The organism is Nonomuraea longicatena (assembly GCF_039525605.1).
Classification (GTDB): Bacteria; Actinomycetota; Actinomycetes; order Streptosporangiales; family Streptosporangiaceae; genus Nonomuraea; species Nonomuraea longicatena.
Map to the genome: position 1 here is coordinate 1 of NZ_BAAAHQ010000039.1, position 26,748 is coordinate 26,748.

General features: G+C 73.0%; 29 protein-coding genes. 15 read left to right on the top strand and 14 right to left on the bottom strand.

Translation table 11 applies throughout. The features are described from left to right. Positions 1 to 123: 123 nt before the first annotated feature. Positions 124 to 477 carry a BlaI/MecI/CopY family transcriptional regulator gene (locus ABD120_RS30305; RefSeq protein WP_343953592.1) on the bottom strand — a complete coding sequence of 118 codons (354 nt, stop codon included), beginning with the start codon at positions 475 to 477 and terminating at the stop codon, positions 124 to 126. Between the two features lie 114 nt (positions 478 to 591). On the opposite strand from ABD120_RS30305, the gene ABD120_RS30310 reads away from it, so the two are divergent. Continuing rightward, a complete protein-coding gene (locus ABD120_RS30310; RefSeq protein ID WP_343953593.1) occupies positions 592 to 1,809 on the top strand; it encodes an MFS transporter in 1,218 nt (405 codons plus the stop codon). On the opposite strand, the gene ABD120_RS30315 is transcribed toward ABD120_RS30310, so the two are convergent. Together ABD120_RS30315 and ABD120_RS30320 are read right to left on the bottom strand one after the other, a co-directional pair. Continuing rightward, positions 1,778 to 3,550 carry an NAD+ synthase gene (locus ABD120_RS30315; protein WP_343953594.1) on the bottom strand — a complete coding sequence of 591 codons (1,773 nt, stop codon included), beginning with the start codon at positions 3,548 to 3,550 and terminating at the stop codon, positions 1,778 to 1,780. The two genes, ABD120_RS30310 and ABD120_RS30315, sit on opposite strands and share 32 nt — an antisense overlap. Positions 3,551 to 3,643: 93 nt before the next feature. Further along, positions 3,644 to 4,846 (bottom strand): MFS transporter, encoded by a 1,203-nt coding sequence (locus ABD120_RS30320; protein ID WP_343953595.1) that lies wholly within the window; start codon positions 4,844 to 4,846, stop codon positions 3,644 to 3,646. A 114-nt stretch (positions 4,847 to 4,960) separates the two neighbouring features. On the opposite strand from ABD120_RS30320, the gene panB reads away from it, so the two are divergent. Beyond that, positions 4,961 to 5,782, top strand: coding sequence for a 3-methyl-2-oxobutanoate hydroxymethyltransferase (gene panB, locus ABD120_RS30325; RefSeq protein WP_343953596.1), 822 nt, complete (start codon positions 4,961 to 4,963; stop codon positions 5,780 to 5,782). 32 nt (positions 5,783 to 5,814) lie between these two features. On the opposite strand, the gene ABD120_RS30330 is transcribed toward panB, so the two are convergent. Continuing rightward, the gene (locus tag ABD120_RS30330; RefSeq protein WP_343953597.1) at positions 5,815 to 6,729 is read right to left on the bottom strand and encodes a serine/threonine dehydratase; all 915 of its coding nucleotides are present in this window, start codon (positions 6,727 to 6,729) and stop codon (positions 5,815 to 5,817) included. A 4-nt stretch (positions 6,730 to 6,733) separates the two neighbouring features. Next, the gene (locus ABD120_RS30335; RefSeq protein WP_343953598.1) at positions 6,734 to 7,906 is read right to left on the bottom strand and encodes a trans-sulfuration enzyme family protein; all 1,173 of its coding nucleotides are present in this window, start codon (positions 7,904 to 7,906) and stop codon (positions 6,734 to 6,736) included. Positions 7,907 to 7,966: 60 nt separating this feature from the next. Between ABD120_RS30335 and ABD120_RS30340 the strand changes: the two genes are divergently transcribed. The 6 genes from ABD120_RS30340 (at position 7,967) to ABD120_RS30365 (ending at position 13,947) form a co-directional block, all read left to right on the top strand. After that, the gene (locus tag ABD120_RS30340) at positions 7,967 to 9,376 is read left to right on the top strand and encodes an aminotransferase-like domain-containing protein (protein ID WP_343953599.1); all 1,410 of its coding nucleotides are present in this window, start codon (positions 7,967 to 7,969) and stop codon (positions 9,374 to 9,376) included. A gap of 176 nt (positions 9,377 to 9,552) precedes the next feature. Beyond that, a complete protein-coding gene (locus ABD120_RS30345; RefSeq protein WP_343953667.1) occupies positions 9,553 to 10,281 on the top strand; it encodes an alpha/beta hydrolase in 729 nt (242 codons plus the stop codon). After that, positions 10,278 to 11,159, top strand: coding sequence for an ABC transporter ATP-binding protein (locus tag ABD120_RS30350; protein WP_343953600.1), 882 nt, complete (start codon positions 10,278 to 10,280; stop codon positions 11,157 to 11,159). The genes ABD120_RS30345 and ABD120_RS30350 overlap by 4 nt, the downstream gene beginning before the upstream one ends. After that, positions 11,156 to 11,881 (top strand): ABC transporter permease, encoded by a 726-nt coding sequence (locus tag ABD120_RS30355; RefSeq protein WP_343953601.1) that lies wholly within the window; start codon positions 11,156 to 11,158, stop codon positions 11,879 to 11,881. The genes ABD120_RS30350 and ABD120_RS30355 overlap by 4 nt, the downstream gene beginning before the upstream one ends. A 237-nt stretch (positions 11,882 to 12,118) precedes the next feature. Further along, entirely contained in the window at positions 12,119 to 13,345 is a 1,227-nt protein-coding gene (locus ABD120_RS30360; protein ID WP_343953602.1) for a sensor histidine kinase, read from the top strand. Continuing rightward, positions 13,342 to 13,947 (top strand): response regulator transcription factor, encoded by a 606-nt coding sequence (locus ABD120_RS30365; protein WP_343953603.1) that lies wholly within the window; start codon positions 13,342 to 13,344, stop codon positions 13,945 to 13,947. The genes ABD120_RS30360 and ABD120_RS30365 overlap by 4 nt, the downstream gene beginning before the upstream one ends. A 5-nt stretch (positions 13,948 to 13,952) precedes the next feature. Here the strand turns inward: ABD120_RS30365 and npdG are convergent, their stop codons facing one another. Further along, complete coding sequence (gene npdG / locus ABD120_RS30370; RefSeq protein ID WP_343953604.1) at positions 13,953 to 14,636, bottom strand: NADPH-dependent F420 reductase; 684 nt, start codon at positions 14,634 to 14,636, stop codon at positions 13,953 to 13,955. Beyond that, complete coding sequence (locus ABD120_RS30375) at positions 14,633 to 15,847, bottom strand: MFS transporter (RefSeq protein WP_343953605.1); 1,215 nt, start codon at positions 15,845 to 15,847, stop codon at positions 14,633 to 14,635. The genes npdG and ABD120_RS30375 overlap by 4 nt, the downstream gene beginning before the upstream one ends. A 94-nt stretch (positions 15,848 to 15,941) precedes the next feature. Between ABD120_RS30375 and ABD120_RS30380 the strand changes: the two genes are divergently transcribed. Together ABD120_RS30380 and ABD120_RS30385 are read left to right on the top strand one after the other, a co-directional pair. Next, positions 15,942 to 16,292, top strand: coding sequence for an ArsR/SmtB family transcription factor (locus tag ABD120_RS30380; protein WP_343953606.1), 351 nt, complete (start codon positions 15,942 to 15,944; stop codon positions 16,290 to 16,292). A 98-nt stretch (positions 16,293 to 16,390) separates the two neighbouring features. Then, entirely contained in the window at positions 16,391 to 16,696 is a 306-nt protein-coding gene (locus ABD120_RS30385) for a hypothetical protein (RefSeq protein ID WP_343953607.1), read from the top strand. On the opposite strand, the gene ABD120_RS30390 is transcribed toward ABD120_RS30385, so the two are convergent. Continuing rightward, a complete protein-coding gene (locus ABD120_RS30390) occupies positions 16,693 to 17,859 on the bottom strand; it encodes a lipase family protein (RefSeq protein ID WP_343953608.1) in 1,167 nt (388 codons plus the stop codon). The two genes, ABD120_RS30385 and ABD120_RS30390, sit on opposite strands and share 4 nt — an antisense overlap. A 129-nt stretch (positions 17,860 to 17,988) precedes the next feature. Here ABD120_RS30390 and ABD120_RS30395 point away from each other — a divergent pair, with 129 nt between their 5' ends. Both ABD120_RS30395 and ABD120_RS30400 read left to right on the top strand, forming a co-directional pair. Continuing rightward, positions 17,989 to 18,567 (top strand): hypothetical protein, encoded by a 579-nt coding sequence (locus tag ABD120_RS30395; RefSeq protein ID WP_343953609.1) that lies wholly within the window; start codon positions 17,989 to 17,991, stop codon positions 18,565 to 18,567. Between the two features lie 72 nt (positions 18,568 to 18,639). Then, positions 18,640 to 18,984: a peptidase inhibitor family I36 protein gene (locus ABD120_RS30400; RefSeq protein WP_343953610.1), complete on the top strand. Its 345-nt coding sequence runs from the start codon at positions 18,640 to 18,642 to the stop codon at positions 18,982 to 18,984. On the opposite strand, the gene ABD120_RS30405 is transcribed toward ABD120_RS30400, so the two are convergent. Beyond that, positions 18,981 to 19,919: a LysR family transcriptional regulator gene (locus ABD120_RS30405; RefSeq protein WP_343953611.1), complete on the bottom strand. Its 939-nt coding sequence runs from the start codon at positions 19,917 to 19,919 to the stop codon at positions 18,981 to 18,983. The genes ABD120_RS30400 and ABD120_RS30405 overlap by 4 nt on opposite strands. Positions 19,920 to 19,977: 58 nt before the next feature. Here ABD120_RS30405 and ABD120_RS30410 point away from each other — a divergent pair, with 58 nt between their 5' ends. Together ABD120_RS30410 and ABD120_RS30415 are read left to right on the top strand one after the other, a co-directional pair. Then, positions 19,978 to 20,244, top strand: coding sequence for a CBU_0592 family membrane protein (locus ABD120_RS30410; RefSeq protein ID WP_343953612.1), 267 nt, complete (start codon positions 19,978 to 19,980; stop codon positions 20,242 to 20,244). Next, positions 20,241 to 20,897: a cyclase family protein gene (locus ABD120_RS30415; protein WP_343953613.1), complete on the top strand. Its 657-nt coding sequence runs from the start codon at positions 20,241 to 20,243 to the stop codon at positions 20,895 to 20,897. The genes ABD120_RS30410 and ABD120_RS30415 overlap by 4 nt, the downstream gene beginning before the upstream one ends. Here the strand turns inward: ABD120_RS30415 and ABD120_RS30420 are convergent. Continuing rightward, entirely contained in the window at positions 20,894 to 21,082 is a 189-nt protein-coding gene (locus ABD120_RS30420; RefSeq protein ID WP_343953614.1) for a hypothetical protein, read from the bottom strand. The two genes, ABD120_RS30415 and ABD120_RS30420, sit on opposite strands and share 4 nt — an antisense overlap. A gap of 68 nt (positions 21,083 to 21,150) precedes the next feature. Here ABD120_RS30420 and map point away from each other — a divergent pair, with 68 nt between their 5' ends. Then, complete coding sequence (gene map / locus ABD120_RS30425) at positions 21,151 to 21,999, top strand: type I methionyl aminopeptidase (protein ID WP_343953615.1); 849 nt, start codon at positions 21,151 to 21,153, stop codon at positions 21,997 to 21,999. A gap of 137 nt (positions 22,000 to 22,136) precedes the next feature. On the opposite strand, the gene ABD120_RS30430 is transcribed toward map, so the two are convergent. The 4 genes from ABD120_RS30430 to ABD120_RS30445 all read right to left on the bottom strand — a co-directional run. Continuing rightward, positions 22,137 to 24,113, bottom strand: coding sequence for a bifunctional copper resistance protein CopD/cytochrome c oxidase assembly protein (locus ABD120_RS30430; RefSeq protein WP_343953616.1), 1,977 nt, complete (start codon positions 24,111 to 24,113; stop codon positions 22,137 to 22,139). Next, a complete protein-coding gene (locus ABD120_RS30435) occupies positions 24,110 to 24,478 on the bottom strand; it encodes a hypothetical protein (RefSeq protein ID WP_343953617.1) in 369 nt (122 codons plus the stop codon). Before ABD120_RS30435 ends, ABD120_RS30430 begins: the two co-directional genes overlap by 4 nt. A gap of 51 nt (positions 24,479 to 24,529) precedes the next feature. Then, positions 24,530 to 25,774, bottom strand: a complete 1,245-nt coding sequence (locus tag ABD120_RS30440) for a helix-turn-helix domain-containing protein (RefSeq protein WP_343953618.1) — start codon at positions 25,772 to 25,774, stop codon at positions 24,530 to 24,532. 466 nt (positions 25,775 to 26,240) lie between these two features. Beyond that, the coding region (locus ABD120_RS30445; protein WP_343953619.1) for a PucR family transcriptional regulator at positions 26,241 to 26,748 on the bottom strand (508 nt) is incomplete at its 5' end.

The following is a 26,748-nucleotide window of genomic DNA, read 5'->3' on the forward strand; positions in this document are numbered from 1 at the left end:
GGCCGCCGGGCGGTCCAGGCCGCATCCGCCAGCCGGGCCGCCGCGCGGCGCCCGATCAGCAGCGGCGCGAGCGCCACCGCCGTCGCGACCAGCCAGCCCATCACGGTCCTGCGGCGGGCGGGGTCACGGGCCGCCGTCCGCCGCGTCGAGGGCGGCCCTGAGCGCGGCCGCCGCCTCCGGCGAGATCGTGCCCACGAACCGGTGGACGGCCGCCGCGACGTCGCCCGCCTCGTTCAGCGCCTCACGCATCGCCTCGGCGACGAAGGTGTCCTTGCCCGCGACCGGCCGGTACACGTGCGCCCGGCCCGCCCGCTCGCGCACCGCGAGCCCCTTGCGGGTCAGCCGCGACAGCACGGTCAGCACGGTCGTGACAGCGGGGGCGGTGGCCAGCCCGTCGGCGATGTCCTGGGCCAGCAGGCCCCCGGGGCGCGACCACAGCGCCTCCATGACCGAGCGCTCAAGACTCCCGAGCCGCACTTCGCACTCCTCTCGAACCGCCGTGCCACCTCAAGGTATCCGGTCACGGCCGCGCACAGAGCGTTACCGGATATCCGGTGGCGAAGCCGATCGCGCCCGCGCCACACTCTGCCGGTGGGCGCCGTGCACCTCATCCGCGACAACCGGCCGTTCCGGCTGCTCTGGAGCGCCAGGACCGTGTCCTTCCTCGGCGACTCCCTCACTCTCGTCGCCCTGCTCCTGCACGTCGAGCAGACCACCGGGCGCGGGCTCGCCGTCGCGCTGCTCCTGCTCGTCGGCGACTTCGCGCCCGCGCTGCTCGGGCCGTTCACCGGGGCCGTCGCCGACCGCTTCGACCGCAGGCGCGTCATGATCGCCTGCGAGCTGGCACAGGCCGCGCTGGTCGCCCTCATCGCGCTCTGGCTGCCCGCGCTGCCGCTGCTGCTGGCCCTCGTCGCCGTGCGCGCCGTCGCCGCGCAGGTCTTCCAGCCGGCGTCGCGGGCGCTGGTGCCCTCACTGGTACGCGGGCGCGACCTGGAGGGCGCCAACGCCGCGATCGGCTTCGGCACCAACGGCGGCGAGGCGCTCGGCCCGCTCGCGGCGGCGGCGCTGGTGCCCCTGCTGGGGGTGCGCGGCGTGCTCCTCGTGGACGCCGCCAGCTTCCTGGTCTCCGCCCTGCTGCTGACGCGGCTGCCGCGCGGGCGCACGGAACGCGGCGAACGGGACGGCGGGCTGGCCCGCGAGACGCTGGCCGGACTGCGGCACATCGCGGGCAGCAGGCTGCTGCGCGCCGTCGGGCTCGGCTTCTTCGGCGTGGTCGCCTTCAACGGCGTCGACGACGTGGCGCTGATCTTCCTGGCCAAGGACACGCTCGGCTCCGGCGACGCCGCCGTCGGACTGCTGCTCGCGGCCGTCGGGCTCGGGCTGCTCGCCGGATACCTGCTGCTCGCCCGGCCGTGGCCGAAGCTCGCGACGGGCACGCTGCTCGTGGCCGGGTTCACCGTCAGCAGCGCGGGCAACCTGCTGACCGGGCTCGCGTGGGCGGTCGCGGCGGCCTTCGCCGTCCAGCTCGCGCGCGGGCTGGGGCTGGCCGCCATGGACGTCGCGGTCGGCACGCTCATCCAGCGCGCCGTCCCACCGGAGCTGCTCGGACGGGTCTTCGGCGCGCTCTACGGGGCGATCGGGGCCGCCGCCGCGCTGTCGTACGTCGCCGGCGGCGCCCTGCTCGACCTGACCGGCGCGCCCACCGTGTTCCTCGTCGCGGGCGCGGGCGGTCTGCTCGCCACCGCCTGCACCGCCTGGGCGCTGCGCCGTGCGCAGGCTACGGAGTGTGCTCCCGCCACCGATTCGTGATCGGCAGGCGGCGGTCGCGCCCGAAGTTCTTCGGCGTGATCTTCGGCCCCGGCGGATACTGGCGCCGCTTGTACTCCGCGAGGTCCACCAGCCGGATCACCCGCGCCACCAGCGCCGGGTCGTGCCCGGCCGCGATCAGCTCGGCCGAGCCCAGGTCCTTCTCGACGTAGTCGTCCAGCAGCCGGTCCAGCACCTCGTACGGCGGCAGCGAGTCGCTGTCGCGCTGGTCGGGCCGCAGCTCGGCGGACGGCTCCTTGGTGATGGAGCCGACCGGGATCGGCTCGGCCGCCTCCAGCAGGAAGTGCTCGCCCGTGTGCGCGTTGCGCCAGCGGGCCAGCTCCCACACCATCGTCTTGGGCACGTCCTTGATGGGCGCGAACCCACCCGCGGAATCCCCGTACAACGTCGAGTAGCCGGTCGCCAGCTCGCTCTTGTTGCCCGTGGTCAGCACCAGGTGGCCGTGCTCGTTCGACAGCCCCATGAGGATCATGCCGCGCACCCGCGCCTGGAGGTTCTCCGCCGCCAGGCCCGACAGGTCGATCTCCTTGTCGAAGGCGCTGACGATGTCGCCGATGGGCACCACCCGGGCGTTGAGCCCCTGCCGCAGGGCCAGTTCCTCGGCGTCGGCGATCGAGTGCTCCGAGGTGTAACGGGAGGGCATGAGCACGCCGTGGACCCGCGACGGGCCGATCGCGTCCGAGGCGATCGTGGCCGTGAGCGCCGAGTCTATGCCGCCGGACAGGCCCAGGATCACCGACTGGAACCCGTTCTTGGCCACGTAGTCGCGCACCGCCAGCACCAGCGCCGAGTACACCTCGGCCGGCGGCGACAGCGGCTCGGCGATGCTCGCGGGCAGCGCCGGGTAGGAGGCGAGCGGCTCGTCCGACAGCACCACCCGCTCGACCGTGATGGCCGTGCCGTCCCCCGCGTCGTAGGCGATCTGGCCAGCCGGGACCGAGGACTCCGGCAGCTCCAGGTCCACGACCAGCAGTTCCTCGCGGAACTGCGCCGCGCGCGCGACCAGCGCGCCGGAGGCGTCCACCACCAGGGAGTCGCCGTCGAAGACCAGTTCGTCCTGCCCGCCCACCTGGTTGGCGTACACGAGGGCGCATCCGGCCTCGCGGGCGCGGCGGGCGCACAGCTCCAGCCGGACGTCGTCCTTGTCCTTCTCGTACGGCGAGGCGTTCGGCACCACCAGCAGCCCGGCCCCGGCCTGCCCGACCACGGCGACGGGCCCGCCCTCCTGCCACAGGTCCTCGCACACGGCGACGGCCACGTCCACGCCGTGCAGGCGGAAGACGGGCAGCCGGTCGCCGCGCACGAAGTAGCGGTACTCGTCGAAGACGCCGTAGTTGGGCAGGTGGTGCTTGGCCGTACGGATCACGACCCGGCCCCGGTGGAGCAGCGCGGCGGCGTCGAGCGGCGCGCCCTTGGGCTGGCCCAGGCGCGGCGCGAGCCCCGAGCGGTCGACGTAGCCGACGACGACGGGCAGTTCGCCCAGCCCCTCGGCGGCCAGCCGGGTGGCGCTGTCCTCAAGCGTCTTGACGCTGGCGTCCACGAACGGGGTGCGCAGCACCAGATCCTCGACCGGATAGCCGGTCAGGAACATCTCGGTGAAGACGGCCAGGTGCGCGCCTCTGGCGGCGGCGTCCCGGGTCCACTCGACGAGTTTGGCGGCGTTGGCGGACAGATCGCCGACGGTCGGGTTCGTCTGTGCGAGAGCGATACGCAGTTGGGCCACGGGACCAGGGTAGTACGCGAGGATTCTCCGCTTTCATGGGGTGATGGGAGACGGCCCCGGCAGCTCACGGGTTTCCCGGCGCCACGACGGCGGTCAGGACACGGACGCCTCGGCGGGAGCGGGGGCGAGCTGGGGGCGGGGGCGGCGCCAGAAGGGCAGCGCGACGAGGACCATCACCACGCCCACCAGGCCCGCCACCGCGAACGACCACACGGGCCCGTGCGCGTCGATGATCGCCCCCGCCACCGGCGCCGACGACGCGCCGCCGATCAGCAGCGCGGTCCCGTGGAGGCCCATCGCCTCGCCGCGCGCAGTCGCGGGCACCCACCGGCTGACCGTGTCGACCGTGGACGACAGCGCGGGAGCGCACAGCACCCCCGCGGGCACCAGCGCCAGCACCAGCCATCGCCAGTCGCCGCCCACCAGCCCCACCGGGATCGTGAGCAACCCCATCCCGGCGATCAGCACCAGCGGCGAGAACCCGCGCGACAGCCCGCCGTAGACGAACCCGCCCAGCAGGGAGTAGACGCACCACAGGCCCACGGCGAGCCCCACCCAGGCCACGTCGCCCGCGTTCTTCATGGTGGCCACCAGCGACAACTCGGTGGCCGTGAGGATGAAGGTGGCCGCGGCGGTGGTGCCCAGCAGGCCCACGAACCCGGGCGTCAGCCACTGCCGCCGGGGCACGCGGACGGCCGGCGCACGGAGTTCCTCGGCCGAGCGGGTCGGCGGGTCGAGCAGGAAGAGCCCCGTGCCCGAGCCGACCATGCCGACGGCCAGGATCGTCATCGTCCAGCCGCTGCCGATCATGGTGACGCCCGCGACCGCGAGGGCGGGGCCGGTCATGTAGGAAAGCTCGACGAGCATCGAGTCGAGAGAGAAGCCCATGCGCCGCTGCTCGACGGGGACGAGCGCGGTAAGGCACTGCCTGATGACGCTGAACACCGGCAGCCCCAGCAGCCCCGCCACCAACGCGGCGGCCACCAGCCCCGGCAGCGGCAGCGCCCACGCGGTGGACCAGAAGACCGCCTGCGCGACGGTGGTGACGGCGAGCACCGGCCGCAGGCCGTACCTGTCGACGAACCGCCCCGACAGCGGCGACCCCACCGCCAGGCCGATCGTGCTGGCCATCGTGACCAGCCCGGCCCTGGCGAAGCCCAGGTCGAGGCTGTGGACGACGTGAAGGGTGAGCGCCATGCCCGTCGCGGTGGACGGGATGCGCGCCAGCAGCCCCACGAGCAGCAGGGAAGGTACGCCGGGCAGTCTGAGAAGCCTCCGGTAGGGTTCGAGCGCCATGGCCTCCATTGTGACGGGGGGCTCTGACATTCCGGTGGCGGGGTGAGGCATCATCGAAGAGGTCCGGGTACGCCATCGGGGCGACTCGAGACCGATGTCACGGAGGGATGTTCGATGTCCTCTTTGTACGGCGGCGCCACCGATCGCCGCGTCACCGTCCGCGACCTGGCCGCCGCCAAGGATCGCGGGGAGAAATGGCCGATGCTCACCGCCTACGACGCGATGACCGCCCGTGTGTTCGACGCGGCGGGCGTCCCGGTGCTGCTGGTGGGCGACTCGGCCGCCATGGTCGTCTACGGGTACGACTCCACGCTCCCGGTCACCGTCGCCGACCTGCTGCCGCTGACCGCCGCCGTGGTGCGGGGCTCGCGCCGGGCGCTGGTCGTGGCCGACCTGCCGTTCGCCTCCTACCAGGCGTCGCCGTCGCAGGCCCTTGCGACCGCCGCCCGCTTCCTGAAGGAGGCGGGCGCGCACGCGGTCAAGCTGGAGGGCGGGCGCCGCGTGCTGCCGCAGGTGGAGCTGCTGGTGTCGGCAGGGGTCCCGGTGATGGGCCACCTGGGGCTGACGCCGCAGTCGGTCAACGCCTTCGGCGGCTACCGCGTCCAGGGGCGCGGGCAGTCCGGCGACGAGCTCATGGCCGACGCCAAGGACCTGGAGCGGGCGGGCGCGTTCGCCGTGGTGCTGGAGTGCGTACCGGCCGAGCTGGCCGAGCGGGTGACGGCGTCGCTGTCGATCCCGACGGTGGGCATCGGCGCCGGTCCGGCCACGGACGCCCAGGTGCTGGTGTGGCAGGACATGATGGGCCTCACCCGCGACCCGGCGCGGTTCGTGAAGACGTACGCGGACCTGGACGCCGAGCTGACCCGCGCGGCCCACTCCTTCGCCGCCGACGTCGCCTCGGGCGCCTTCCCCGGCCCCGAGCACGGATACCGGTAAGCCGGCCGCATCTCGGTGCGGGGCGCGTCAGGTCAGAGCGTCGCCGGGTCGGTGTTGGAGCCGCAGACGACGACCGCGACCCGCTCGTCCGGCCCGGGGACGTACGCGCCGGACAGCAGGGCCGCGTAGGCGGCCGCGCCCGCGTGCTCGGNNNGGCCGCCCACCCGCCGCTCCTCCCAGAGCATGCGGCGGGCGCCGACGATGGCCTCGTCCGACACGAGCACGCTGGTGGCGCGGGCCCGCGACAGCACGTCGTAGGCCAGTGCCCCCACCTGCGAGGCCCCGAGGGCGTCGGCGGCGACTCCGCCGACGTCCACGGGCACGGGCCGGCCTGCCTCCAGCGCGGCCCGCAGGGTCGGGATGCGCTCGGGTTCGACCACCACCACGTGCACCCCGCCGAGCCCCAGCGCGACGCCGGCCGCGAGGCCGCCGCCGCCGACGGCGACCACGACGGTGTCCACGCCGGGCACCTGTTCGAGCAGCTCCAGGCCGAGTGTGCCCTGTCCCGCGACGACCTCGGGCTGGTCGTAGGCGTGCACGGGCAGCGCCCCGGTGTCGGCGGCGCGCTTGGCCGCGGCCTCGGCGGCCTCCGCGTAGACGGCGCCGGTCTGGGTGATGTGCGCGCCGAGGGCGCGCAGGCCCGCGACCTTGACCGGGCTGGTCACGGTGGGGACGAAGATCTCGGCGCGGACGCCGAGCACGCGGGCGGCGTGGGCGACGGCGAGGCCGTGGTTGCCGCCACTGGCCGCGATCACGCCGGAGGCGGGCGGTTCGCCCGCCGACAGGATGCGGTTGAAGGCCCCGCGCACCTTGAAGGAGCCGGAGTGCTGGAGCAGCTCCAGTTTCAGCGACAGGCGGGGCCCGGCCTCCAGGACGGGGGTCCGGAGCACGTGGCCGCCGACCCGCTCCCTGGCGGCCAGAACATCAGCATATGTCACTTTTGTCATAGTTTCAGCCTGTCAGAGCCTGGGACAGGTCCGCCCACAGGTCCTCCGGATGCTCGATGCCGACCGCGATACGGACGGTGCCCTCCCCGATTCCGTGCCTGGCGAGCTCCTCGGCGCTCAGCGTCCGGTGCGAGGTCGTCGCCGGGTGCATCACCAGCGTCTCGACGCCGCCGAGCGAGGGCGCGAGCAGCGCGAGCCTGACCGCCTTCATGAACCGCTCGCCCGCCGCCCGCCCGCCCGCGAGGTCGAAGGCCAGCACGCCGCCGAAGTCCGGCAGCAGCTTGGCCGCCAGCTCGTACGACGGGTGCCCCGGCAGCCCCGGCCAGTGGACCTCCGCGACCGCCGGGTGCGCCGCCAGCCGGGTGGCGAGGTGGCGGGCGTTGGCGCAGTGGCGTTCCATGCGCAGCGGGAGCGTCTGCAGCCCGCGCAGCGTCAGCCAGGAGGCGAACGGGTCGGCCGTGGCGCCGAGTTCGACGGAGAACCTCCACACGCGGCGCCACAGCTCCTCGTCGGCGTGGACGGTCAGGCCGCCGACGACGTCGGTGTGGCCGGACATGTACTTGGTGGTGGAGTGGACGACGATGTCGGCCCCGTGCTCGATCGGCCGGCAGAGCATCGGGGTGGCGTAGGTGTTGTCCACGACGGAGACGACGCCGAGCTCGCGGGCCGCGGCGCACATGCCGGGCAGGTCGGCGACGTGGTTGAGGGGGTTGGACAGGGTCTCCAGGTACAGGACCCTGGTCCGCGACCGTACGGCGGCGCGGAAGGCGTCCGGGTCGTCACCGGACACGTAGGTGACGCTCACGCCGAACCGCTCCGCCAGTTCGTTGATCATCGCGGCGGTGCCGCCGTACAGGGACTTCTGGGCGACGAGGTGGTCGCCGGGGCCGAGCAGTCCGAGCAGGGCGCAGTTGACGGCGCCCATGCCGGAGCCGGTCGCGATGCCCGCGACGCCGCCCTCCAGATCGGCGACGGCGCTCTCCAGCGCGCGGACGGTGGGGTTGGCGTAGCGCCCGTAGGCGAAGGCCCCGTCGGGACGCGACAGCGCGTCGGCGAACACCGCCGGGTCGTCGAAGGCGAAGCCGGAGGTCTGGTAGATCGGCATGGTGATGGGGCGGCTGCCCGTGATGTCGGGCTGGGGCGGATGCACGGCTCGGGTCTCACGGCGAAGGCTCATGTTCGCAGCATGCCGGGCGTACGGGTCGATGTTCAGAGCCAATTCCGGCAGAATTGGTCCATGGATGGAGCCAATCTGGTGGACCTGCTGGGCCGCTGGGCCTCCGGGCGCGGCCCGCTCTACCTGCTGCTCGCCGCCCGCCTGCGCGTGCTCATCGACGACGGCGTCCTGCCGTCCGGGCGGGCGCTGCCGCCCGACCGGGTGCTGGCCAGGCGCCTCGCGGTCGGGCGCGGCACCGTCGTGTCCGCCTACGACCTGCTCCAGCAGGAGGGCCGCGTCGTCAGGCGGCAGGGCAGCGGCACCCGCGTCGCCGCCCACCGGCTGCCCGCGACCCGCACGGCCGACGGCGTGCCCGCCAACCCGCTCATCCAGCACCTGATCCACCCGGACGACGGGGTGCTGCTGCTGACCTGCGCCGCCCCCGCCACGGCGCCGCCGCTGGTGACGGACGCCTACCGGGAGGCGGCCGAGCGGCTGGCGGCCCGGCCCGACGACCTCGGCTACCACCCGGCCGGTCACCCGGAGCTGCGCGAAGCGCTGGCCGCCTACTACCGCGCCCGCGACGTGCCCACGACCGCCGACGAGATCGTGGTGACGACCGGGGCGCAGCACGCGATCAGCCTGCTCACGGCGCTGCTCGTCGCCCCCGGTGACACAGTGCTCGCCGAGACGCCGACGTACCCGGGCGCGCTGGAGGCCTTCAGGCACGCGGCGGCCGCCGTCCGCCCCCTCCGGGTGGGCGAGCGGGCCTCCGGCGCGCTCATGTACGCGGTGCCGACGGCGAGCAACCCGTCGGGCTCGATCATGCCGGACCAGGAGCGCAGGCGGCTGGCCGAGTACGCCGTCCGCGCCGACACCCCGCTCGTGGACGACGAGGTCTGCGCCGAGCTGTGCTTCTCCGGCCGGACCCCGCCCCCGCTGGCCGCCTTCGCCCGGCGCGCCGAACACGTTCTCACGGTGGGCTCACTGAGCAAGCTGGTGTGGGGCGGCATGCGGGTCGGCTGGATCCGCGCCGCCGCCCCGCTCGCCACGCGGCTGGCCCGGCTGCGGGCCGTGCACGACCTCGCGGGCGAGGCGGTCAGCCAGCTCGCGGCGGCGAGCCTGGTGCGACGCACGGCGGAGATCCGGCGTGGGCGCATCCCCGAGCTGCGGCGCCGCCACGACCACCTGTGCGCCGAACTGCGCACGCACCTGCCCGCCTGGACGTTCACACCCGCGCTCGGCGGGCAGACCCTCTGGGTCCGGCTCCCGGACGCGGACTCGGACGCGTTCTCCCAGATCGCCCTGCGGCACGGGGTGGCGGTGCCGCCAGGACGCGCCTTCGACCCGCTCGGCGGGCACGGCGACCACATCCGGCTGCACTACCTGTTCCCGGAGGAGGACCTCACGCGGGCGGTGCGCGCCCTGGCGCTCGCCTGGCGGGCCTACGACGGCGCCACGGCGCCCGCCGTGCCGTCCCTGGTCGTGTGATGCCCCTGGTCGTGTGATGTCCCTGGTCGTGTGATGTCCCTGGTCGCGCGATGCCGCCGGTCGTGAGACGTCGCCGGCCGTGTGACGCGGCCTCCGACGGCGGGCATCCCACCACGCGGCTCCGCCGACAGCGGACATCCCACATCGGCGGGTGAGGATGCGGCATCGTGACGGGCATGCAGGCGAGCTTCGTGTTCATGCACAGTCCGTGCGTAGGCCCGTCCACCTGGGCGCCCGTGGCAGAGGTGGTCCGCCGTTCGGGGACGACGGCGGTCGTCCCCGACCTCACCCGGGTGGGCTCGGGCCCCGCCCCCCACTGGCCGGCCGTCGTGGCCGCCGTGCGCGCGGCCGCGCCCGCCGACGGGCCGCTCGTGCTCGTCGCCCACAGCAACGCGGGCCTGTTCGTCCCCGTGGTCAAGGAGGCGCTCGGCGGGCGGGTGGTGGCCTGCGTGTTCGCCGAGAGCCGGGTGCCGCCGCGCGGCGGCCTGACCGAGATCGCCGAGGAGCCGTTCCTGCCGTTCCTGCGCGCGCTGGCCGGGCCTGACGACATCCTGCCGCCCTGGACGGGCTGGTGGGGCGACGAAGAGGTGGCGGCCTTCCTGCCCGATGCCGCGATGCGGCGGCGGGTGGAGGCCGACCAGCCGCGCCTGCCGCTGTCGTACTTCACCCAGCGGGTGCCGGTGCCCGCCGGGTGGGAGAACGTGCCGTGCGCGTTCGTCTGGTACGGCGAACCCTACGACGGCGACGCCCGGGAGGCGAAGGACCGGGGCTGGCCCGTCAGCCGGGTGCCCGGCCGCCACCTGCACCAGGTGGTCGATCCCGAGGCCGTCGGCGCGGAACTCCTCGAAGTCGTGAATTCCTCACTGTTCCCCAGACGCCGGGCACCGGAAGCATCGCCCATGTGACAGCGATACGGGTATCCGGTCTGGTGAGCCGCTACGGCGGCTTCACGGCCGTGGACGGCGTCAGTTTCGAGGCGGCGCGGGGCGAGGTCTTCGCGCTGCTCGGCAGGAACGGCGCGGGCAAGAGCACGACGGTCGAGGTGCTCGCCGGTTTCCGGCGGCCCGACGAGGGGACCGTACGAGTGCTGGGGCTCGACCCGGCGGGCGAGCGCGCCGAGGTGCGCCGCCGTACGGGCGTGATGGCGCAGGAGGCGGGCTTCTTCCCCGACCTGACCGTGGCCCGCACGATCGACACCTGGCGCGACTTCACCGCCGCGCCGCGCCCGCGTGCCGAGGCGCTGGAGCTGGCCGGGCTGACCGCGAAGGCGGGTACCCGGGTGCGGCAGTTGTCCGGTGGCGAGAAGCGGCGGCTCGACCTGGCGCTCGCCACGCTGGGCCGTCCCGAGGTGTTGTTCCTCGACGAGCCCACCACCGGCATGGACCCCCAGGCCCGCCGCGCCACCTGGGAGCTCGTGCGCGAACTGGCCCGCGCCGGCGCCGCGATCCTGCTGACCACCCACTACCTGGAAGAGGCGCAGCGGCTGGCCGACACCATGGCGATCATGGACGCGGGCCGGATCGTGACGGCGGGCGGCATCACGCAGACGCTGGCCGGGCTGCGCGGCCGGGTGGCCTTCCGGCTGCCCGCCGGTGTCGATCCGGCCGAGTTGCCGCTGCCCGTCGCCCTCGACGGCGACACGGCGGTCTGCGCCGCCGACGATCCCGACCTCGCCGCCCAGCGGCTGCTCGGCTGGGCGGCCGAGCGCGGGCTGCGGCTGACGGGCCTGGAGGTCCGCACGGCGACGTTGGAGGACCTCTTCCTGGACGGGAGCGCCCGATGAGCCTCGCCGCGACCTACCGGCTGGGTCTGCACCTGTTCTGGCGCGACCGGGCCATGCTGGCCGGCTCGGTCGTCACCCCCGTGGCCATCGCGGTCGGGATACCGCTGCTCATGCGCAACGTCCGCGCCGATGGGATCGCCGCCGCCACCGACTCCTTCTACGGCTCGACGGCGCTGCTGCTGTCGATCACCGCGTTCATGAACCTCGCCGTCGTCCTGACCGGCCGCCGCGACCAGCTCGTCCTCAAACGCCTGCGTTCCACCCGGCTCACCGACGCGCAGATCCTCGTCGGCGAGATCGCCAGTACGGTCACCGCCACCCTCGGCCTCCTCCTGGCCTGCCTGCTGGCCGTCCACGCCGCCGCGGACGTGCCGCTGCCCCCGGACCCGGTGGCCTTCGCCGGGTTCGCCTTCCTCGGTGCACTCACCATGGCGGTCCTCGGCGCGGCCTGGACGGCGGCGATCCCCCGCGCCGAACTGGCGGCGGCCATGACGGTGCCGGTGTTCCTGCTGTGCGGGGTGGGCGCGGGCGCGATGGGGCCGATCGCGGCGCTGCTCCCGTCGTGGGCGGGCGTGCTGTTCGACCTGCTGCCGACCACCGCCGCCGCCCGCGCGATGCGGACGGGCGAGGTGGCGGGCCCCCTGGTGAACCTGGCGCTCTGGCTGGCGGCCGGGCTGGGCGCGCTGCGGCTGTGGTTCCGCTGGGAGCCCCGCCGCTCGTAGACCGGCCTCCGCGATGACCGTCCCTCTACCCCGCGCCCATGACCGCGCCGGTAGAGATGACCGTCCCCTCTCCCTCGCGCCCATGACGGCCCGGGTGGAGATGACCACCCGCCCATGACCGCGCCGGTGGATCGGCCTCGCGATGGACGCCCCCTCCCCACACCCATGACCGCGCCGGTGGAGATGACCGTCCCCTCTTCCCCGCGCCCGTGACCACGCCGGTAGATTGGCCCCGCGATGGACCGCCCCCTCTTCCCCGCGCCCATGACCGCGCCGTCCGCCCAGCGGCTGGCCGCCTGGCTGATCGCCGGGGTGTCCGTCGCCTATCCCACGCTGGGCCTGGTGTACCTCGGGTTCGGGAGTCTGCCGATCGCCTCGGTCGCCGTCGTCTCGCTGGCGGCGGTCGGCGTACCTCACCTGCTGACCATGCGGGCGGCGTTGCGCGGCCGCCGCCCGCACCCGCTGCCGCTGCTCGCGCAGGCTCTGGCCACCTACGTGCCGGACCTGCTGCTGCCCGGCGGCCTGTCGGGGGTGACGGCGCAACTGCTGGCATGCGGGCTGCTGGTGTCGCTGCCGCTGCGGCTGGCCGGGCCGGCGGTGGCCGCGATGACGGCCTGGCAGGCGGTGCTGCTGTTCGCGGTGCTGCCCGGCCCGGTCATCCCCTTCTTCTACGCGGCCACGATCCCCGTCACCGGGGCGATGGTCGTGGTCGTGGTCCGGCTGGCGGCCGTCACCCGCGAACTCGACGGCGCCCGCGCCGAACTCGCCGAGGCGGCCGTGCTGAAGGAGCGGCTGCGCATCTCCCGCGACCTGCACGACGGGCTCGGGCACAGCCTGACCGCCATCGCGCTCAAGGGCGACCTCGCCGCCCGCCTGCTGCCCGGCGATCCGGCCACGGCGCGGGGCGAGGTGGGCGAACTCGTCCGGGTGGCCAGGGAGGCGGCTCAGGACGTGCGGCAGGTCGTCCACGGCTACCGGCGGCGGTCGCTGCGCGCCGAGATCGACCGGGCGGTGTCGTTGCTGGAGGTCTCCGGTATCGGCTGCCAGACCCATCTGGCCGGCGAACCGGCCGAGGGCGGCGCCTCGGAGGCGGCGCTGGCCTGGGCCGTACGCGAGGGTGTCACCAACGTGCTGCGCCACAGCAGGGCCACGACCTGCACGATCACCACCGCCGTGCAGGGGCGGGGGCTCCGGTTGGAGATCGTCAACGACGGCGTCCCCGGTGAGCGGGCGCAACCGGGACCGGGACTGCCGGGGCACACGGGTTCAGGGCCGACGGCGTCGAGCCCAGCAGCGCCGGGGCTGGCAGCGCCGGGGCCAGCAGCGTCAGGGCTGCCGGGGTCAAGGCTGGCGGGGTCGGGGCTGGCGGGGCTGCGGGAGCGGGCCGAGCAGGTCGGCGGCAGCATGAGCGCCGGTCCCGCCGGCGCGGCTGGCTTCCGGCTGACGGTGGAGGTGCCCGCGTGATCCGCGTCCTGCTCGCCGAGGACATGCACCTCATCAGGGCCGCCCTCACCGCCCTGCTCAACCTCGAACCGGACATCTCTGTCGTCGCCGAGGTCACCAGGGGCGACGAGATCGTCCCCGCCGCCCTGGCCGAACGGCCGGACGTGGCGATCCTCGACATCGACCTGCCCGTCCTGGACGGCATCAGCGCGGCGGCCGACCTGCGCGAGCGCCTGCCCGGCTGCCGCGTCCTGGTGCTGACCGCGCTCGGCCGGCCCGGTCAGGTACGGCGGGCGCTGGCGGCGGGCATCGAGGCGTTCCTGGTCAAGGACGCGCCGGGCGACCGGCTGGCGGACGCGGTCCGCCGTACCCACGCGGGCCTGCGCGTCCTCGACCCCGAACTGGTGAGCACCGCCATGGAGTACGGCGAGAGCCCCCTCACCCAGCGGGAGGCGACCGTGCTGCGGGAGGCGGCGCGCGGGCTGTCGGCGGAGGAGACCGCCTCGGCCCTCCACCTGTCGCCCGGCACCGTCCGCAACTACCTGACCGCCGCCATCGCCAAGACCGGCGCCCGTAACAAGATCGGTGCGATCCGGATCGCCAGGGACGCCGGCTGGCTGTGAGGCCGTCAGACGTCGGTGATGCGCAGTCCGGCGTGCGCCTTGTACCTGCGGTTGATGGAGATCAGGTTGGCGGTGAACGCCTCGACCTGGTGGGCGTTCCTGAGGCGGCCGCCGTACACGCCGCGCACTCCCGGGATGACGGCGGCCAGCGCCTGCACCAGGTCGGTGGCCTCACGGTCGTCGCCGAGGACGAGCACGTCGAGATCGACCTTCGCGACGCTCTCGTCCAGCAGCAGCATGGCGGACACGTGGTGGAAGGCCGCCACGACGCGGCTGTCGGGGAGGACTGCGGCGGCCTGCTGGGCGGCGCTGCCCTCCTCGACCTGCAGCGCGTGGGCGCCCTGCTTGTCGAAGCCGAGCGGGTTGACGCAGTCGATCACGATCTTCCCGGCGAGTTCGGCGCGCAGGGAGACGAGCAGTTCCCTGTGCCCGTCATAGGGGACGGCCACGATCACCACGTCCGCCCGTGCGGCCACGTCGGCGTTGGCGGCACCGCTCACGCTCAAGCCGCTCACAGCCTGGCCGCTCACACCGGCGCCGATCGAGTCGGCGGCCTCCTGCGCCCGTTCCGCGCTGCGTGAGCCGATGAGCACCGGGTGGCCGGCCAGCGCGAACCGCCTGGCCAGCCCTTTGCCCTGATCGCCCGTTCCGCCCAGAATGCCGATGGAGATCCCGTTCACGTCAGTCATACACCGATCATGCCAGCCTCCTGTCCGCTGCGGGCCTCCCGGGTGCCCGACCTCCCGGTCGCGTAGGTGAGGACGGCGGCCAGCAGGACCAGCGCCGCCGCCGCGAACGGCAGGCGTTCGGCGCCCCACCACTCAAGCCCGAGCGCCCCCACCGCGCCCGACAGCGAGACCGCCAGGTAAAGGGCGGACTGGTAGAGCGAGGTGACCAGGCTCGCCCCGCGTCCGGCGAGGGTGATGATCAGGTGCTGCTGCGGCGTCGTTACCCCGAACGACAGCGTGCCGACCACCAGGATCGCCACCACGGCCGCGACCATGGTGCCGGTGGCCAGCGGCAGCAGGGCGAAGCCCGCGGTGAGGGCCAGCGTCACCACCACGATCACCCGGGTCGGCCCGTGCCGGTCGGCCAGGCGGCCGACGGCGAGGTTGCCGCCCGTCCCGGCGACGCCGTAGACGAGGAGCAGGACGGCCAGCATCGCCTCGCCGCCCGCCGTGGCGGGCGCGAAGATCTCGCTGACATAGGTGTAGGGGATGTAGATGCCGGTGAAGGCCACCACGGTGGTGGCCAGCACGGCGACGATCCGCCGGTCGCGCAGCGGGCTGAGGTAGTCGCGCGGCCCCGCCGCCGTGCCTCCGGTCGTGGTGGGCAGGCGGAAGGCGATGGAGGGCGCGGCGAGCAGCGCCAGCGCGGTGATGGCCCACATGGTGGCCCGCCAGTCGAGCACACCGCCGATGACCGTGCCGAGCGGCGCCCCGAGCACCAGCGAGGACGTGACGCCGAGCATCACCATCGAGATGGCGCGGCCACGCTCGCGCTCCCCCGCCAGCGCGGCGGCGGTGGCCGCGGCCGTCGCGGTGAACATCGCGGCGCCGGCGGCGGCGATGACCCTGGACCACAGGGCCAGGCCGTAGTCGGGGGCGAGCGCGGTGACCGCGTTGCCGACGGCGAACACCACCAGGGCCGCGACGAGGACCGTCCGCCGCGACCACGAGGCGGTCAGCACGGCGAGGATCGGCGCGAGCACCGCGTAGGCGATCGAGAACACGGTGACGAGCTGCCCGGCCGCGCCCACGCTCACCTCGTACGAGGCGGCGATGGCGGGCAGCAGCCCGGCGACCACGAACCCGTCGGTGCCGACCGCGAACGCGCCGAAGGCCAGCACGGCCACGTGCGGCCGCCATCTGACGCCGGCGGCCTCCTGGGATACCGTCATGACTCTCCTTCGATGCACATCGATAGTTACGACGACCATCGTAATAGATTCCGACGAGTATCGTAAAAGAGGACGCCGATCAGAAGGAGACCGTATGGAGACCTGGCTGACCCAGCCCGACCTCGACGACCTCGACGTCGGCACGGTGCTTCAGGCGCTCGCCGACCCGACCCGGCTGCGCATCGTGCGCCTGCTCGGCCAGGTGGAGGAGTCCACCTGTACCGCGCTCGACCTGCCGGTGAAGGTGTCGACGGTCTCGCACCACGTCAACATCCTGCGCCAGAGCGGCGTCGTCTCCACCAGACTGGACGGCACCGCCCGCCCCAGCCGCCTGCGCCGCGCCGACCTCGAACGGCGCTTCCCCGGCCTGCTGGACTCGATCCTGCACGCGACTCCCCCGCGCGCCGCCGACCAGCCTGCCACCAGTGACGTAAGCGGAGCGTGACCAGAGTCGCACCCCTACCTCCCTTCCGCACCGATAGCCACACATGGCGATCGCATGGTGACATCGAGTTACTCGCCACCATTGAAGGGAGATCGACAATGCCTACGTTGCGTACCGGAGCCGGGCAGACCCGACCCGGCGAAGGCTGGGTCGCCTACGGCGCCAACGGCATCTACATCGACGTCAACACCTCGGCGGCCAAGTTCGCCGGCGCACCGATCTACGTCAGCTCCGTCGGCGGCAGCGGAACCCAGTGGGGCCTGGTCGGCACCGGCGCGATCTACTCGCCGACCGCCACCGGGTTCCGCGTCTACGTGCAGTGGCGCGACGGCTCGGCGCTCGCGCCGGCCCACGCCCAGCAGTTCGGTTTCCACGTCAACTGGGTGGGCGTGGACAATCCCTAGCAGCCGGACAGCGCGGGCAGACCGTACAACCGAAGGGCCAGCCACTCGATCGCAAGGGGTGCGCCCTCCACGGCCCCGAGCACGTGGTTGCCGGCCGGGACCGCGGTCCAGCGGGTGTTCACCCCGGCCCGGCAGTAGGCGGCGCGCAACTCAGCGCCCACCGCATACGGGATGATCTGGTCGCCCGTCGCGTGGTAGAGGAACACCGGGACGCCCGGTGGCATGGCGCCGAGGCGGTTCTCGGTCAGGCGGGCTGTCCACTTGGGCAGGGCGAGCAGGTCGACCGGCGACAGGTCGGCGAACCTCAGCCCGGCGAACCCGGACAGCTCGCCCACGCACGCGTTCTCGGCCTCGGCCATCAGGGCGCGTCCGCGCTCGTTGAGGTCGGCGTACAGGTCGAGTTCGGGGTAGGCGGCGTCGAGGCCGACCCCGGCGGCGGCCGCCAGGCCGAAGTCGGGCTTGCCCTCCAGGTGGGCGGCGACGGCCTTGAGGTCGGCGGGCACCCCGCCCGCCGCAGCGCCGCGCAGGCGCAGTTCGGGAGCGTAGGCGGGCTGGAGCTGGGCCGCCCACGCGGCGGACGCGCCACCCTGCGAGTAGCCGATCACTCCGGCGGGAGCGCTCGCCGACAGCCCGGCGCCGGGGGTCCGCGTCGCGGCCCTGATGGAGTCGAGCACGGCCCGGCCCTGAGAGATCCCGGCCATGTAGGTGTGCCTGCCGGGCGTGCCGAGACCCTCGTAGTCGGTGACCGCGACCGCGAAGCCCTTGAGCAGCAGCAGGCTGACCAGGGCGAGTTCGGTCTCGCGGCCCTCGCGCATGCTCACCGAGGGGGCGCAGCGGTCGCCGAGGCCGTGGGTGCCGACGGCGTAGCCGACGACGGGCCGCCGTCCGAACGGGTAGGCCGCCTTCGGCACGAGCAGGGTGGCGGAGACGGCGTTCGGGGCGCCGACGGCCGAGGTCGAGCGGTAGAGCAGGTGCCAGGCGTCGACCGGCACCTCAAGCAGCTTGCCCGGCAGCAGGTAGACGGTGGTGGGCCGGGAGGAGAGCACGTCGCCCGGCGCGGCCGAGGATAACGAGCGCTGCGATAACGCTCGCGCGGGTGCCGCCGTGAGCGACAACGAGGTGACCAGAGTGAGAATCAGAGTGAGGATCACGGACAGTCTCATGGCGCCGTCCTCTCGCGCGGGGCCACGCGGGGGCCGCGTGGGGCCACGCCGATCGTTACTCGTCGGTAACCACCTGTCAAGGCCCGAAAACCCCGTTGGTCAGGGGCCGGCGTCAGGCACTATAGATTGATGGACTCAGGCTCCGTGGCCCTCCTCCGCGAGCTCCTCGCCGACACCGGCTGGGTCGAACGCACCCGCGAGTTCGGCATGGCGTTGCGCGCCACCCGCTCCCCCGGCGGCCTGCTGCTGGTCGGCACCCCGGCGGAGGAGCCCTGGCACCTGACCGCCCACCTCGCCGACGAGGCCAGGCTGTCCGATCTGCCGCAGCTCGCGCCGACACTGGTGCGCTGGCAGCCTCCGGCCGACGCGCCCGCCCACCTGCGGATCGGGCTCGATCGCCTGGAGGCGGCCGGGCGCGGGGAGACGCTCTTCGTGGTGGCGGAGGAGCAGGCGCCGGTGCCGCTGCTGGAGCGGGTCGACGACGCGCGCCGCACCGGCGCGACGATCCTGGCACTGGAGGGCTGCGACACCGAACTGGCCGGGCTGGCGCACGACGCGATCACGGTGCCGCAGCACGGACTGATCACCTTCGACGGCGCGCAGCACCTGGTAAGCACTGCGGCGGGCGAACTCGCCCACCGCCCCGGCCTGCGCGACCGGCTGGCCCGTCTGCTGGAGAAGGTCAGCGGCCCCCGGGTGACCGACTGAAAAACCGATTGCCCCGCCGACACCTGGAGTCACAGACTGAACACCGTCAGTCACTTCAGGAAGAGGTAACCCATGCACCACCTCCGCAACACCGCGCTCGCGCTCGCGCTCACCGTCGCGCCGCTCACGCTGACCACCCCCGCCGGCGCCGCCGTACCCTTCGACCGCTGCCCCGACGGGCACTTGTGCCTGTACAGCGAGTCCGATGGCACCGGCCGGGTGGCCGCCTTCCGGTGGGGTTCGCCCGACCTCGCCCGCCAGAACCTGCTGGACCCGCTGGCGGCGTGGAACCGTACCAGCCGCAACTACTGCCTCTACACCAATGTCAACTACGACAACCACGCCGACACCATCCGCCCTGGCCACAAGAACGGCCTCAACGGCCACCTCGCCTACTCCTCCGTCAAGGCCTGCTAGGGGTTGAGGTGTGGCACGAGGGTGTCGTCCAGGGCGTGCGTCGCCTCCTCAATCGCGCCGATCACGACGGCCTGCACGGGGTCGGGCTCCCCCGAGCGGGTACGGCTGACCCGCGTCACCGCGTCCAGCCGCCGCGCCCCCACGTCCCGGATCTCGCTCACCCGCACCTCCAGCTCGGGCACGTCGAGCAGGGCGAGCGTCGGGACGATGGCCACCCCGTGCCCGTCGGCGACCAGGGCGAGCGTGGGCCCGAACTCACTGAGGACGTGCACCTTCCGAGGCTCGAACCCGTGCAGCGCGGCGAGCCGGTCGAGGGCCTGGCCGCACGCCTGGCCGGGGTTTCCCGCCACCCAGGGCGCGTCCGCGAGTTCACCGATCGTGCGGGGCGCCTTGGGCCAGGAGGACGGGAAGACGACGCGGTACTCGTCGACGTAGAGGGTGCGCGAGTTGAGCGAGGGCTGCGAGAGGGCGGGCAGGCTCATGTCCTGCTCGGTGATGAGGACGTCGACAGAGCCGAGCCGCAGCTCCTGTAAGGCGGGCGGGCCGTACACGTCGTGGATCAGGGGAACGATCTTCGGGTGCCGTTCGGCGAGGTCGCGCAGGGCGGGCACGAGCATGTGCTTGATCACCGTCGGGAAAGCCGCGATGCGCACCGGCCCCGCGAGCCGTTCGGTGAAGCGCGTGAGCTCGCGGCGGGCCTCGGCGAGCTCCTCCTCGACCCGCTCGGCGTAGCCCGCGAGCACGCGGCCGGCCGGGGTGAGCGACACACGACGCTGCGACCGGTCGATGAGCGCCAGGCCGACCTCGCGTTCGAGGTGGGCCAGTTGCTGGGAGACCGCGGAGGGGGTGAGATAGAGGGCTTCGGCCGCCCGCATGACGCCGCCCCGGCGGGCGACCTCGTGCAGGATACGCAGACGTCGGGGGTCGATGTCCATACAGTTCAGCTTACGCGCATATTCAGTTCTCTTTACTTGTGCTTTATAGCAAAAAATCATGACAATGGCCGCCATGGAGTTCCTCCTCGTCGCCGTCGGCTGGCTCGGCGCCGGTCTCCTCCTGTTCGGCTACGCGATGGTCTCCTCGTCGCGGCTGTCCGGAGAGAGTGTCGCCTACCAGCTGATCAACCTCGGCGGCTCCCTCGGCCTTATGATCAACAGCGCGGTCCAGGCGGCCTGGCCCTCCGCCGTGCTCAACCTCATCTGGGCGGCGATCGGCGTCACCGCCCTGTTCAAGCTCTACCGGATCGGACTCGCTCGATGATCGTCGAACTCAGCCACCCCGTGATCGAAGGCATGACCACCTACCCCGGCATCCCGGGCCCGGTCCTCGGCACCCACCTGAGCAGGGAGGACTCCAAGCAGCTGTACGCCGAGGGCACACAGTTCCACATCGGCCTCATCACGCTGGCGGCCAACACCGGCACCTACGTCGACACGCCCTTCCACCGCTACGCCGACGGCACCGACCTGGCCACGACCCCGCTCGACCGGCTGGCCGACCTGCCGGGGCTGAAGATCTCCGTGACGGAGGCCGGGGCACGGGCGATCGGGGTCGACGCCTTCACCGGGCTCGACGTACGCGGCCGGGCCGTGCTCCTGCACACCGGGTGGGACGTCCGCTTCGGCACCCCGGCCTACGTGGGCGGGCACCCGTACCTCGCGCCGGAGGCCGCGCGGTGGCTGGTCGAGCAGGGTGCCGCGCTCGTCGGCATCGACTCGCTGAACATCGACGACACGCCGGCGCGCGGACCCCGGCCCGCGCACACGCTGCTGCTCGCGGCGGGCATCCCGATCGTCGAGCACCTGACCGGACTCGGCGCGCTCCCGGCCGAGGGCTTCAGGTTCCACGCGGCGCCCCCGATGGTGGCCGGGATGGGGACCTTCCCGGTACGCGCCTACGCGGTGCTCGGCTAGTCGTCCTCGTCCTGGTCGGCCTCGTCCCAGGCCTTGTTGCGGTCCTCGGCCCGCTGCAATGCGCCCGCCGCCTCGGCCTCACTGGAGTAGGGGCCCATGCGGTCCTTGTTGGGGCAGCCCTTGTCGGGCTCGACCCGCATGTGCCTGAGGCAGAACCACCATTGACCTTCGCTCACGACAGACATTGTGCCCTCCGGCCCCGCGCTTATCCGGATTCCCGGGGCCCAAGTACGGGTCGGTAGACTCTCTGGCCATGACGACGCTGCTCCAGCCCGGCCGGATATCGCCCATGCGCAAGGTCCCCGCCCACATCGCGCGGCCGGAGTACGTCGGCAAGAAGCGCCCGAAGACCGGCGAGTCCGACGTCAAGACCCCCGAGATCATCGAGCGCATGCGCGTGGCCGGCCGCCTCGCCGCGCAGGCCCTCGACGAGGTCGGCCGGCACGTACGGCCCGGCCTCACCACCGACGAACTCGACCGGATCGGCCACGAGTTCCTGCTCGACCACGGCGCCTACCCGAGCACACTCGGCTACAAGGGCTACCCCAAGTCGCTGTGCACCTCGATCAACGAGGTCATCTGCCACGGCATCCCCGACGACACCGTGCTGCGCGACGGCGACATCGTCAACGTCGACATCACCGCCTACCTCGACGGCGTCCACGGCGACACCGACGCGACCTACCTGGTGGGCGAGGTCGACGAGGAATCACGGCTGCTGGTCGAGCGCACTCGCGAGGCGATGATGCGGGCGATCAAGGCGGTCGCGCCCGGCCGCCAGCTCAACGTGGTCGGCCGGGTCATCGAGTCCTATGCCAAGCGCTTCGGCTACGGCGTGGTGCGCGACTTCACCGGCCACGGCATCGGCACCAGCTTCCACTCCGGGCTCATGGTGCCGCACTACGAGGACCCGGCGTTGCGGGTCGAACTGGTGCCCGGCATGACGTTCACCATCGAGCCGATGCTGACCCTGGGCACGATCGACTACGACATCTGGCCCGACGGCTGGACGGCGGTCACCAAGGACCGCAAGCGGACGGCCCAGTTCGAGCACACGATCCTGGTCACCGACACGGGCAGCGAGATCCTCACCCTGGCGTAGGGCCCCGCCTCACCCTGCGCCAGGCGGCGGGCGCACGTCCGGGTGCGGCTCACCCTGCGCCGGGTGAGCCGGTCACGCGACGGGACCACGCCGTGGACGGTGGTGCGGAGGCCACCGGCCACGAGTCCGAGACGGCCCTACTCGCCCTTGTCGGCCTTGTTGAGGCGGGCCAGATAGTCGTTGTAGGAGTTGAGCTCGACGTCGCCCTCCGGGTTGCGGTCGGCCCGGCGGTCGGCCCGGCGCGCCTTGCGGTCCTCGTCCTGGTACCACTGCAGGGCGATGGCCAGCAGCACGATCAGCGTCGGGATCTCGCCGAAGCCCCACGCGATGGCGCCGCCGTCGCTCTGGTCGGCCAGCAGCGGGTCGCCCCAGGTGCGGCCGAGCTGCTCGTACCAGCCGGAGGCGAGGACGGTGCCCATCATCATGAGCGCGATGCCGAAGAAGGCGTGGAAGGGCATCGTCACGAACAGCAGCAGCAGCCGCCCGACGTACGGGAGTTTGTGCGGCGCCGGATCGACCCCGATGATCACCCAGAAGAACAGGCAGCCGCTGAGCAGGAAGTGCGCGGTCATGGCGATGTGGCCGAGGTGCTCCTCCATCGCGGCGGCGAACAGCGGCGTGAAGTACAGCGCGTACGTCGAGGCGATGAAGACCGCCGTGGCGACGGCGGGGTGACTGACGACGCGGACCGCCCGGCTGTGCAGGATCGTCGTCAGCCACTCGCGCGGACCTCGGTCGCCGCGCTTGGCGGCGGGTCGGAGCGCGCGCAGCGCCAGTGTGACGGGCCCGCCCAGCACCAGGAAGATCGGCACGATCATCGACAGCGTCATGTGCTCGACCATGTGCATGCTGAACATGACCTTGGCGTAGCGGGCCAGGCCGCTCTGGGTGGCGACGACCAGGACGGCCACGCCGGCGAACCAGGAGGCGGTGCGGCCCCACGACCAGGCGTCGCCCCGGCGGCGCAGGCGGACGACGCCCGCGGCGTACAGGCCGGCGAGGACGGCGGCGAGCGCGGCGAAGAACAGGTCGAGCCACCACAGGGAGGCCAGGTTGCCCAGTGAGATGGGCGGCGGCATCGGGAAGCCGAGCAGTTCGTAGGCGAGGTCGGCGGGCACCACGGCCACGGGCGGTGGGGTGCGCGCGAGCACGACGGCGAGCCCGGCGGTGGCGGCCATGAACAGCGCCTCGCCCGTCGCGAGCCGGGTGAAGGACCGGGGCTTGCCCGCTTCCAGCGCGACCAGGGTGCGTTGTCTGTGGTAGTAGCCGATGTAGCCGAGCAGCACGAAGGCCACGATCTTGACCACGAGCAGGACGCCGTAGGAGGAGGTCCACAGGTCGGAGACACTCGTGAGCCGGGCGAAGACGCTGAACAGGCCGGAGGCCCCGACGGCGACGTAGCACCACAGCGCGGCGCGTGAGAAGCGGCCCGCGGCCTGCGGCAGGTCGGGCCCGCCGCGCAGGGCGTGGGCCACGAGGACGCCGAGGCCGCCCACCCACACGGCCAGCGACAGCATGTGCAGCGTGAGCCCGGCGGTGGCGAGGTTGTGGTTGGGCGAGGAGGCGGCGTGGCCGGTCAGCGCTGGCGGCAGCAGCGCGACCAGCGACAACAGGAGCAGCCCACCGGCGGCGCCGGCGGTGATGGCGCCCCGGGAGAACAGCGCGATGGCGACGCCGAACAGCACGACCAGGGTCAGCGCGATGCCGTCGCCGACCTGGGTGGCGTAGCTGGGCAGGTAGGCGCGCAGCAGCACCTCTGCGGGCGAGATCGTGTAGAGGTCGGACAGCTTGAAGATCATCTGCAGGAACGCCATCGCCGACCAGGTGAGCGCGGTCCACGAAGTCGCCTGCACGTATGACAGGGCGCTCTTGCCCAGCATGCCCTTGTCGCTGGGCAGCAGGACGGCGGCGGCCACCAGCAGGCCGACGGTGACGAGCCCGGCGGCGTCCATTCCGAGTTTGGTGGCCGGCAGCATCCACCGGGTCAGCGCCCCGGCGTCGGGGATGCCGGGGATGATCCTCGGGAACGCGGCGCCGCCGACGACCATCGTGAGGGCCAGGCCGATGAGAGCGGCGGCGACGGCGGCGAGCGCGAACCGCACGGTGCGGCTCATGGCTTCTTCTTCCGCATGCTGAGCAGGAATCCGATGCCGACGCCCGCCAGGCCGCCCACCACGATGATCAGCCAGACGGGGAAGGCGACGCCGGTGGTGGCGCTCTCCCGGTCCGACGGCTGCGGGGAGGGCGGGCCCGCCTGCTGCCCCCGGACGATCACGAACGGCGGGCGCACCGCCGAGGCGGCCTCCGGCCGCGCCCCGGCGACGGCGCCCTGGGCGGAGCCACTGCTCCGCAGCGCGTCGTGGGCCAGCGCGGGAGCGGCGCCGCCGAGCACGATCACGCCGGTGACCAGGGCCGATGCCAGTGCGGTGAGCAGAAGGCGGGGAATCGCGGTGAGGGCCGCGTGCGGGGATCTGTTCATGGCATCACCAAGGCTACCTACGCACCACCGCGCTCCCACCTCCCGCCGTGTCTAGAGTCCGGATGAGGTCAGCGCACGCTGGTAGGCGCCCACCGCGGCCTCGGTCTCCCCGATCTGCTCCAGTCCTTCGGCCGCCGCGTACCAGGTGCTCGCGACCTCCTCCGCGTCGGGCAGCGGGCTCAGCCAGGCGCGCACGCTGCTGATCTCGGCGCTCGCCTCCTCCGAGCGGCCGAGCCCGGTGTAGGCGCGGCTGAGCAGCAGGTGGGCCTCGGCCTCCACCAGCCGGGCGGTGCCGGGGATCAGGTCGCGGCCTTCGGCGGCGTGCGCGAGCGCGGTGTCGAGGTGGCCGCCGACGAGTTCGGCGCGGGCGAGTTCGAGCAGGCAGTTGCCTCGGTCGAGGGTGCTCGCCGAGGTCTCGTTGAGCTCCCGGACGGTACGGGCGACGGCGGCGCGCACCTCGTCGGCGGCGTGCGGGCGCACCCGGAGGGTGAGGGCGGCCAGTGTGAGCCGCATGCGGGCGAGGTTGCGCCCGTATCCGGACTCCGACTGCACCGCGAGCGCGCGCTCGGCCAGGTTGAGCGCCTCCTCCCCGTGGCCGACGGCCTCCGCGACGACCGCCGCGTTCCACGAGGCGGCGACCATGGAGCGGGGGGTGCCGAGCGTGTCGGCGGCGTTGAGCAGTTCGGCGGCGTACTGGCGGGCGCGCAGCAGGTCGCCCCGGACGTAGTAGACGCCCAGCAGGTTGGCGCCCAGCTCCACGACCAGGTCGGACCAGGCGGGCCGCTCGGCGCCGAAGAGGATCGCCTCACCGGCCTCGACGGCCTCGGTGAGCCTGCCGCTCGTACGGTAGACGCGGACGAGCGCGCTGGCCGCCTCCAGCCTGCGGTCGGCGGCGAGCTCCTCCGTGCGCAGCGCCTCCAGCATGCGGGCGGCCTCGTCGAGGTCCCCGCACGCCTCGGTCGCCAGCGCCAGACCGAATTGCACGTCTTGACGCAGAGCGGTCAGACCTGTCAGGTTGTTGTCCGCTATCAGCTCCGCGTACCGGCTCCTGGCCTCGACGACCTCACCGTTCTCGAAGGCCAGGCGCGCGTAGCCGAGGGCGAGTTCGATGTCCTCCATCTGCTCGGCGGTCACGCCGTTGACGAGATAGGAGAGCGAGCAGTCCAGCTTCTGGGCGAGCAGTTCGAGAACCGCGGGCGTCGGCGTGCGCTTGCCGCTCTCGATCAGGGAGACATAGCTGTCCGACAACTCCGGGTGCGCGAGTTGCGCCTGGGACAGGCCGCGTTGTCTCCTCACGGTTTTGATACGCAGACCGACAAGGTCAGATGTGGTCACAGCCGCCGCTCCCTGAAAAGATGAACCCAGCATCACCCACAGGCGAGGGAGAACCCCCCATGCGCAAACGTTTGGCCCTGTCCGCACTGTCTGTAGTGATAGCGACCATTGCGGTCGTTGTCGGCAATGCTACGGCCGCATCCGCCTCAGCAAAAGCGCAGGACGAGGTCGTGGTCCAGTACGGGGTTCCGCTGTGCTGCTGAGTCCTTCTGGGTTGCGTGACTCATCGGCGCTGTGACCCTGTTCGGAGCACATCGCACCTTGCAACACCGCACCTGGCAGTACCGCACACCGCACCATGGCGCATCGCACGCGAGGGCGGCCGCAATCCGCCCTCGCGTGCCCCATCAGGCGATGGCTCCGACCGTACGTCGCACCCCTACATTTCCTCTATACGCCGATCTCTCGGGCACGGCCGGCCAGTCTCTCAGGTGGCGCGCAGGGCCAGGTAGAAGTCGACCCGGTCGGCCATCGTGGACAGGTCGCGGCCGGTGATCTCCTCGACGCGCCTGATCCGGTACCTCACCGTGTTCACGTGCACGTGCAGCCGCTCGGCGCACGTGTGCCACGACCCGGCCGCGTCCAGGAAGGAGCCGAGCGTGGCCACGAGGTCGGACTGGTGGCGCCGGTCGTAGTCGAGCAGCGGGCCGAGCAGGCTCTGCGCGAACGGGCGGCTGACGTCGGCGGGCACGGTGGCCAGCAGCAGGCCGTGGGTGTAGATCTCGGCGCTGGTGACGACCCCGCCGCCGCGCGACTCGGCCAGGCGGCGGGCGTGCCCGGACTCCGCCACGCCGCCGCGCAGCGCGGCCGCGCCGGTCAGCGCGCTGCTGAGGCCGACGCACACGCGCAGGTCCGGGGCCTCGGCCAGCACGTCGGCGCCGGCGCGCACCCGCTCAGCGAGGTCGGCGACCGTACGGCCGCGAAGCGGCACGACG